Raw genomic sequence first — 9,077 nt, forward strand, 5'->3', positions numbered from 1 at the left:
CGGTCGTGCGGCGGGAACGGTCAGGCGGTGACGGGGAGTTCGAGCGTCGTCTGGCCGCGGTGGGTCGCGTTCACAAGGACGGCCATGTTCCCGGAGGGGTGGACGTTGTCGTGCATCATCTGGTGCATGCGCCCGATGTCCTCGAAGCCCTCGCAGGCCGACAGGCAGGGGTCGAGCAGGCCGGCGCCCACCAGGTTGATGACCTCGCGGCACTCGCGGGCGCCGGCGTAGTGCGAGCCCTGGAGGCGCTTGGAGCGCATCCACAGGTGCCGCAGGTCGATGTCGCCGTTGTATCCGGAGGTGCCGCCGCAGATCACCACCATGCCGCCGTTGTCGCACAGGTACATCGACGTCGGCAGGGTGTCCTGGCCGCTGTGCTCCAGCACGATCCTCGGGGACTTGCGCTCGCCGAGGATCTCCCAGATCTGCTTGCCGATGCCGCGCGCACCGCGCAGGAACCGCGCCGACCCCTCGGCGTCGTCGACGTCGGGCAGCCGGCCCCAGTGGTCGAAGTCGCGGCGGTTGATGGTGCCCTTCGCCCCGAGGCTGCGGCAGTACTCGGCGCGGGCCTCGTCGGAGACCACGGCGATGGGGACGCCGCCGACCATCTTGACGAGCTGGATGGCCATCGAGCCGAGGCCGCCCGCACCGCCCCAGATCAGCACGGGGTCGCCGGGCTTGACCGTGTTGCCGTGCCAGCCGAACAGCTGCCGGTAGGCGGTGGGCCCGGTGAGCAGGAAGGCCGCCGACTCCTCCCACGACAGGTGCGCGGGCTTGGGGTGGCACTGGTACTCGTCGACCCGGCAGAACTGCGCGAACGAACCGTAGTTGGTTTCGTAGCCCCACGCCTGGATGCTGTTCGAGACCAGGGGGTCCGTGCCCAGCCGGATGTCCTCGGCGGTCTCGTCCCACTTGCCGCTGGTGAGCGCCACGTGGTCGCCCACGGAGACGTTGCTGACGCCCTCGCCGACCGCCCACACCACGCCGGACGCCTCCGAACCGCCGATGTGGAAGTCCTCGGGCTGCCCCTGGCGCTGCCGCATCCCGATGACGTCGACCGGCGTGCCCAGCGAGGACCACACGTTGTTGTAGTTGATGCCCGCGGCCATCACGTAGACCAGCACCTGGCCCCGGCCCACCTGGGGTGTGTCGACGACCTCCGTGCGGAACGCCTGCTTGGGCGCCCCGTAGCGGCTCTGCCGGATCACCGAGGCGTACATCTGCTGCGGGACCTCGCCGAGCGGTGGGGTCTCGCCCATCTCGTAGAGCGCCTTCGTCATGCTTCTCTCCCACATCTGCTGTGTTCTGCGCTGCTGTTCGTGTCCGTGATCTGCCGGGCGGGCCCTCGGTCAGCTGCGACCGGGGGGCTCCGTGTCGATGCCGGCCAGCCAGGACTGCACCGCTGCGGCGGTGGTGTCGGCGTGGTGCTCCATCATCGAGTAGTGGTTTCCGGCCACTTCGACGACGGTGTCCACGTGCTCGGGCGGTGCTGCGCGTCCGTCGCCGTCGGCGGCGTCGCGCAGCATGGGTTCGCCCGCCCGTACGAGCAGGGTCGGTGCGGTGACCGACGGTGCGTCCCACTCGTCGAACAGGCCGATGTAGCGGCCCATCGCGGTGAGCTGTTCGGCGCCGGAGCTCATGAAGTCCAGACGCTGCGACTGCGCTTGGGCCATGGCGTTGAGCACCTGGTGGTCGAAGGGGACCTCGCGGCTGAAGCTGTCCACCATCACCACGGCCGCCGGTTGCACGCCCTGGGCCTCCAGGTGCGCCGCCACCCCGTGGGCGATCCAGCCGCCCGAGGAGTAGCCGAGCAGGACGACCGGCTTGCCGTCGGCGCACTCCAGCACGGTGCGGGCGTGCAGCCGGAGCACGGCGTCCACGTCGGCCGGGACCAGCTCGCCTTCTTCGTAGCCCGGGTGGGCCAGCGCCCACACGTCGGCCCGGTCGCGGAAGGGGGCGGCGAACCGCGCGTACTGGAGCACCCGGGACGGGGCGACGTACGGCGCGAAGCACATCAGCGCGAACGGCAGGTCGCCCTGCGAGAGCCGCACCGTTTCGGGCCGTCCGGCCAGGTCCTCGGGCCGTTCGAAGGAGGGCCGGAAGCGGGCCGCCTGCGTCAGCATCGCCATGGCCTCGCCGGCCGTCCCGTTCTCGCTCGCGTGCCGGTAGAGCTGCACCAGCATGTCGACGGACCGCTCCTGGGCGGGGCCGCGCCCGGAGTCCGAGAGCAGCGTCCGCAGGTGCTTGGCGAGCCTGGCGGGCGAGGGGTGGTCGAAGGCCAGCCCGGCGGGCAGCTTCAGACCGGTCGCGGCCGACAGGCGCCGGCGCAGGTCGATCGCGGTGAGCGAGTCGAAGCCCAGCTCCAGGAACTTCGCGGTGGGGGGTACGTCCTCCGCCGACGCGTGGCCGAGGACGACGGCGCTCTGGGAGCGGATGTGCTCCAGCAGCCTCTCCTCCTGCTCGGCCGGGGCGAGCCCGGCGAGCTCGGCCGCCAGGGCCGCTTCGCCGTCCGTCTCCTCGGAGAGCTCCTCGGCCTCCAGCAGCCGCTGGACGTCCGGCAGGTCGGCCAGCAGCGGGCTCGGCCGTCCCACGGTGAAGGCGGGCAGGAACCGCTCCCAGTCGATCGGGGCGACGGTCAGCACCGGCTCGTCGTGCTCGACGGCCTGGTGCAGCGCGGAGATGGCCAGTTCGGGGGCCATGAAGCCCAGGCCCCGCTTCTCGCCGCGCTCCTGGACGGCGTCGTCGACCATGCCGCCGCCCGCCCAGCCGCCCCACGCGACGGAGGTCGCGGTCAGGCCGCGCGCCCGGCGGTGCAGGGCCAGGGCGTCGAGGAAGGCGTTGGCCGAGGCGTAGGACGCCTGGCCGCCGCTGCCCCAGACACCGGCCCCGGAGGCGAAGAGGACGAAGGCGTCCAGCTCGCGGTCGCCCAGCAGTTCGTCGAGGTGGACGGCGCCCGTGACCTTGGAGGCCGCCGCTTCGGCGAACTCTTCGTGACCGGCGTCGGTCAGCAGGGACGAGCGTGCCGTGCCGGCGGCGTGCAGCACCGCGGTGAGCGGGTACCGGGACTCGATGCCGGCGAGCAGCCGGGCGACCTCGTCGCGGTCGGCGATGTCGCAGGCGGCGATGGTGACGTCGGCGCCCAGCGCGGTCAGTTCCGCGTGCAGTTCCTGCATGCCGGGGGCGTCGGGCCCGCGCCTGCTGGTGAGCACCAGGTGCTGGGCGCCCGCGCCGGCGAGCCATCGGGCCAGGTGCCTGCCGACGCCTCCGGTGCCGCCGGTGATCAGTACGGTGCCGTGCGGCTGCCACTGCCGGGCGGGCTGTGCGTCGGCGGGCCGGGCGCGGACCATGCGGCGGGCGAACACGCCGTCCGCGCGCACGGCCAGCTGGTCCTCGCCGTCCTGGGCCAGTACCCCGGCCAGGCGTCGCAGGGCGTGCTCGTCCAGTGCCTCGGGCAGGTCGATCAGTCCGCCCCAGCGCCGGGGCTGTTCCAGCGCGGCCACGATGCCGAGGCCCCACAGCTGTGCCTGGGCGGCGTCGCGCAGCGGGTCGGACGTTCCGACGGAGACGGCGCCGCGGGTCGCGCACCACAGCGGTGCCTCCACGCCCAGGTCGCCCAGTGCCTGCAGCAGGGTCAGGGTCGCGGCGAGGCTCGCGGACAGCGTCGGGTGGGCCGGGTGCAGGCCGGGGGCCAGGCCCAGCGTGGAGAGGACTCCGGTCGGCTGTTCGCCGGCGAGTTCCGCCTCCAGCCGGGCCGTGGCGTCCTCGCGGTCGCAGTCGACGGGCAGTTCGACCACCCGCACCTTGGCCCCGTGGGCGCCGAGCGCGCCCACGACACTGGCCGCCCACTCCTCGTCCGCCAGCCCGGCGGGGAGGACGGCGAGCCACAGGCCGTCCAGTTCGGGGGCCGCCGGGTCGTCGGTCAGCTGCCGGAAGGTGATCCGGTAGCGCCAGCCGTCCACCGTGGACTTCTCGCGGTGGCGCTGCCGCCACGCGGACAGCACCGGCAGCGCCGGGCCGATGAGGGCTGCGCCGTCCGCATCGAGTTCGCCGACGAGCTCCTCGACGTCGGCGCGTTCGACGAGCTCCCAGAAGCGGGCCTCGACCGGGTCGGTGCCCGCGGGCGCCGGGTCGGCGTCCTCCAGCCAGTACCGCTGCCGCTGGAACGCGTACGTCGGCAGGTCCACGCGCCGTACGGGGTAGCCGGCGAAGGGCACCGTCCAGTCCACGTGCACGCCGTTGACGTGCAGTTCGGACACGGAGCGCAGGAAGCGGTCCATGCCACCCTGGTCCCGGCGCAGCGACGCACCGGTCACGGCCTCGGCGTCGGTGGTCTCCGCGATCTCCTGCACGGCGCCGACCAGCAGCGGGTGCGGGCTGCATTCGACGAAGACCCCGTGCCCGTCCTCCAGCATCGTCTGCACGGTCTGTTCGAACTCCACCGTCCGGCGGGCGTTGCGGTACCAGTACTCGGCGTCGAGGCCGGTGGTGTCCTGGGCGGTGCCGGTCACCGTGGAGTAGAAGGGGATCTCCGCCGGGCGCGGCAAGACGGGGGCCAGCAGTTCCAGCAGCTCCGTGCGCAGGCTCTCGACCTGGGCGGAGTGCCCGGCGCCGGTGGCGCCGCGGACCTTGCGGACGCGCAGGCCCTCGCCTTCGAGCTCCGCCATCAGTTCGTCGACCGCGTCCGGGTCGCCGGAGACGGTGAGGGTGGCGGGCCCGTTGACGGCGGCGACGGACAGCCGGTCGCCGTACTTCTCCAGCCTGCCGCGTATCAGGGCGGCGGGTGCCGCGACGGCCAGCATCGCGCCCTTGCCTATCAGCTTGGTCAGCGTCCGGCTGCGCAGCGCCACGATCCTGGCGGCGTCGTCCAGGGTCAGGGCCCCCGCGACGTACGCGGCGGCGACCTCGCCCTGCGAGTGGCCGATCACGGCGGCGGGCGTCACGCCGTGGGAGCGCCACAGCGCGGCCAGCGACACCATCACCGTGAACAGCGCCGGCTGGGCGACCTCCACCTCGTCCACTCCCGGTGCGCCGGGCTCGGCGCGCAGGACGTCGAGCAGCGGCCAGTCGACGTAGGGGGCGAAGGCCGCCGCGCAGGCCCTCGCCTGGTCGGCGAAGACCGGGGAGGTGTCGAGCAGTTCCCTGGCCATCTCCGTCCACTGCGAGCCGTGCCCGGGGAAGACGAAGGCGACCCTGCCCGAGGCCCCGGCGGAGCCCTGGACGACGGTGTCCGACGGCTCGCCCTCGGCGAGCGCGGCGAGCCCGGCCCGCATCTCGTGCCGGTCGCGGCCGACGACCACGGCCCGGTGTTCCAGCTGCACCCGCGTGGTCACGAGGGCGCGGCCCACGTCGGGCAGGCCGAGTCCGGCGCTGCTGTCGAGGTGGCCCAGCAGCCGGCGGGCCTGCTCGCGCAGGGCCCGGGCGGACTTCGCGGACAGCGGCCACGGGAAGGCGTCCACGGACTCGGCGGCGCCGTCCGCGTCGGCGGGGGCGTGCTCGTCCTCGCCGGCGTGCCCGGTCTGCGGAGCCTGTTCGATGATGGTGTGCACGTTGGTGCCGCTCATTCCGAACGAGGAGACGGCCGCGCGCCGGGGCCTGTCCTGGTCGGGCCAGGCGATCTGCTCGGTCAGCAGGCGCACGTTCCCGGCGGACCAGTCGACGTCCTGGGTGGGCTCGTCGACGTGCAGCGTCTGCGGCAGGACGCCGTTGCGGAGGGCCATCACCATCTTGATGACGCCGCCGACGCCGGCTGCCGCCTGGGAGTGGCCGATGTTGGACTTCAGCGAACCGAGCCACAGCGGCTCTTCGCGCTCCTTGCCGTAGGTGGCCAGCAGCGCCTGCGCCTCGATCGGGTCGCCGAGCTTGGTGCCGGTGCCGTGGGCCTCCACTGCGTCCACGTCGCCCGGGGTGAGCCGGGCGTTGGCCAGTGCCTGTCGGATGACCTGCTGCTGGGCCTTGCCGCTGGGCGCGGTCAGGCCGTTGGAGGCGCCGTCCTGGTTGACCGCGCTGCCGCGCACCACGGCCAGGACCTCGTGCCCGTTGCGGCGGGCGTCGGAGAGGCGCTCGACCAGGACCAGGCCCACGCCCTCGGCGAAACCGGTGCCGTCGGCCGACGAGGAGAACGCCTTGCAGCGGCCGTCGGCGGCCAGCGCGCGCTGCCTGCTCGACATCGTGAACGCGGACGGGCTGGACATCACCATGACGCCGCCGGCCAGCGCCATCGAGCACTCGCCGTTGCGCAGGGCCTGCACGGCGAGGTGGAGGGCGGTCAGCGAGGACGAGCACGCGGTGTCGACCGTGACCGACGGGCCTTGCAGGCCGAAGGTGTAGGAGAGCCGGCCGGCGATCACGCTGGCCGAGTTGCCGCTGGAGAGGTAGCCCTCGACGCCGTCGGGGACCTTGAGCGGGCGGGCGGCGTAGTCCTGGTAGCCGGAGCCGACGAACACGCCGGTTGCGGTGGAGCGCACGGCGTCGGGGGCGATGCCGGCCCGTTCGAAGGCTTCCCAGGAGGTTTCCAGCAGCAGACGCTGCTGCGGGTCCATGGCGACGGCCTCGCGCGGGCTGATCCCGAAGACCGTGGGGTCGAACTCGGCCGCCTCGTGCAGGAAACCGCCCTGTGTGGTGTAGGTGGTGCCGGGGTGGTCGGGGTCGGGGTGGTAGAGCGCCTCGACGTCCCAGCCCCGGCTGCCGGGGAACTGCGAGACGGCGTCCCGTCCGGACAGGACGAGCTCCCACAGGTCCTCGGGCGAGCGGACCCCGCCGGGGTAGCGGCAGGCCATGCCGATGATGGCGATCGGTTCGTCCAGCACCGCGGCCGCCGCCGCGACCGTGGCCTGCGGTCCTTCGCCGCCGAAGAGTTCGGCGTTCAGGTGGGCGGCGAGGTCGGCGGCCGTGGGGTGGTCGAAGACCAGGGTCGTGGGCAGCGCGAGGCCGGTCTCGTCGTTGATCCGGTTGCGCAGTTCCACCGCGGTCAGGGAGTCGAAGCCGAGGTCCCGGAAGGGGCGGTCGGCCTCGATGGAGGCGGCTCCGCGGTGCCCGAGCACGGTCGCCGCGTGCGTGCGGACGAGGTCCACGAGCGAACGTTCACGGTCGTCCTGCGCCAGCCCGGCGAGGCTCTCCGCGAGCGCCCCGGAGCCGCGGTCCTCCGCGGGAGCGCTGTCCTCCGCCTGCGCTTCGCGCACCTCGGGGAGGTCGCCGAGCAGCGGGCTGGGGCGGCCGAGGGTGAACGGCACGATGAACCGTGCCCAGTCCACGTCGGCAACGGTCAGCAGGGTCTCGTCGCGGTCGAGCGCGCGCTGCAGGGCGGTGATCGCCGCCTCGGGGGCCATCGCACACAGGCCCCGGCGGCGCAGCCGCTCCTCGTCGTCGCCGTCCTCGACCATGCCGCCGTCGGCCCACGGGCCCCAGGAGACGGCGGTCGCCACGAGCCCGCGGTCGCGTCGTTGCCGCGCGAGTCCGTCCAGGAAGGCGTTGCCGGCCGCGTAGGCGGCCTGGCCGCCGCTGCCCCAGACGCCGGAGATGGAGGAGAAGAGGACGAAGGCGTCCAGCTCCTGCTCGCCCAGCAGTTCGTCCAGGTGGGCCGCGCCGTCGGCCTTGGCGGCGAGCGCGGCGGCGAAGGCGGCCGGGGTCGTGTCGGCCACCATGCCGGCGTCGGCGACTCCGGCGGTGTGCACCACGGCGGTGAAGGTGTGCTCGGCGAGCAGGGCCGCCACGGCGTCGCGGTCGGCCACGTCGCACGCGGTGACCGTGACCCGGGCGCCGAGGGCCTCCAGTTCGGCCCGCAGCCCGGCGGCGCCCGGTGCGTCGGCGCCCCGGCGGCTGGTGAGCACGAGGTGTTCGGCACCGTTGCGCGCCAGCCAGCGGGCGACGTGACCGCCCAGCGCGCCGGTGCCGCCGGTGATGAGGACCGTGCCCCGGGGCTGCCACCGGCCGGAGGCCGGGCGGGCCGGCGCGTGCGCGAGCCGCCGGGCGAAGACGCCGGAGGGGCGGATGGCGAGCTGGTCCTCTTCCCACCGGCCCGTCCGTACCTGTCCCAGTACCGCGGTCAGGCGTGCGGCGGCCTTGTCGTCGACGGTGCCGGGCAGGTCGATCAGACCGCCCCAGCGCCGGGGCAGTTCCAGGGCGGCCGTCCGGCCGAAACCCCAGACCTGGGTGTGGCGTGCGTCGCGCAACGCGTCGGAGCCGTCCACGGCCACGGCGCCCGAGGTGAGGCACCACAGCGGGGCGTCGATCCCCGCATCGCCCAGGGCCTGGACGAGCAGCAGCGTCGACAGCACCGGGCTTCCGGTGGCGGGCAGGGACAGCACGCCGTCGACCGGTCCGAGCCCGACGAGCTCCCGGGCCAGGCCGTCGCGGTCGCTCACCGCACCGATGACCAGGGTCTTCAGCTCGGCACCACGTGCGGTGAGCGCGGCGCGGACCGCGGCGACCTGCTCGTTCTCCTCCTCCGGCACGGCCAGCAGCCAGGTGCCGTCGATACCGGCCGGGGCGGGCTCGCTCAGGCGCTTCCACGATTCGCGGTAGCGCCAGCCGTCCACGGCGGACTGTTCCTTGCGCTGCCGCCGCCACGACGACAGGCGCGGCAGGACGTCGCTGAACGCGTCCTCGGCACGGACGTCCAGCGTGGCCGCGAGCGAGGCGAGGTCCTCGCGCTCGACCGTCTCCCAGAACTCGGCGTCCACGGGATCCGCCGCCACGGCGGCGGGCTCCGGCGCGTCCACCCAGTAGCGCTCGTGCTGGAACGCGTACGTCGGCAGGCCGGCCGTCCGCGCTCCGGAGAAGAACACGCTCCAGTCCACGGGGACGCCGTGGGTGTGCAGTTGGGCGACGGCCTTGGTGACGGCCTCGCGTTCGGGGCGGTCGGCGCGCAGCACCGGCACTGTGACCGCCTCGTCCAGGCAGCCCTGCGCCATGGCGCTGAGCACCCCGCCGGGGCCGATCTCCACGAACGTGGTCACGCCCTCGGCGTGCAGCGCCTGGATGCCGTCGGCGAAACGCACCGCCTCGCGGACGTGCCGGACCCAGTAGTCCGCGGTGTACTCCTCCACGACACGACCGGTGACGTTGGAGACGACGGGGAT

General features: G+C 73.8%; 2 protein-coding genes. Both read right to left on the bottom strand.

What is annotated here, in order from left to right; translation table 11 throughout:
- Nucleotides 1-20 precede the first annotated feature (20 nt).
- Nucleotides 21-1,280 carry a crotonyl-CoA carboxylase/reductase gene (gene ccrA, locus IE182_RS20690; protein WP_190111377.1) on the bottom strand — a complete coding sequence of 420 codons (1,260 nt, stop codon included), beginning with the start codon at nt 1,278-1,280 and terminating at the stop codon, nt 21-23.
- A 69-nt stretch (nt 1,281-1,349) separates the two neighbouring features.
- Nucleotides 1,350-9,077: type I polyketide synthase (locus IE182_RS20695; protein ID WP_190111378.1), on the bottom strand; the 7,728-nt coding region annotated here is incomplete at its 5' end.

Origin of the sequence: Streptomyces cinnamoneus (assembly GCF_014650495.1) — a bacterium.
In the GTDB taxonomy this organism is placed as follows: domain Bacteria; phylum Actinomycetota; class Actinomycetes; order Streptomycetales; family Streptomycetaceae; genus Streptomyces; species Streptomyces cinnamoneus.

Bases quoted from the DNA above. Each gene is read 5' to 3' on its own strand.
- ccrA (WP_190111377.1), bottom strand. From the start codon at position 1,280: ATGACGAAGGCGCTCTACGAGATGGGCGAGACCCCACCGCTCGGCGAG.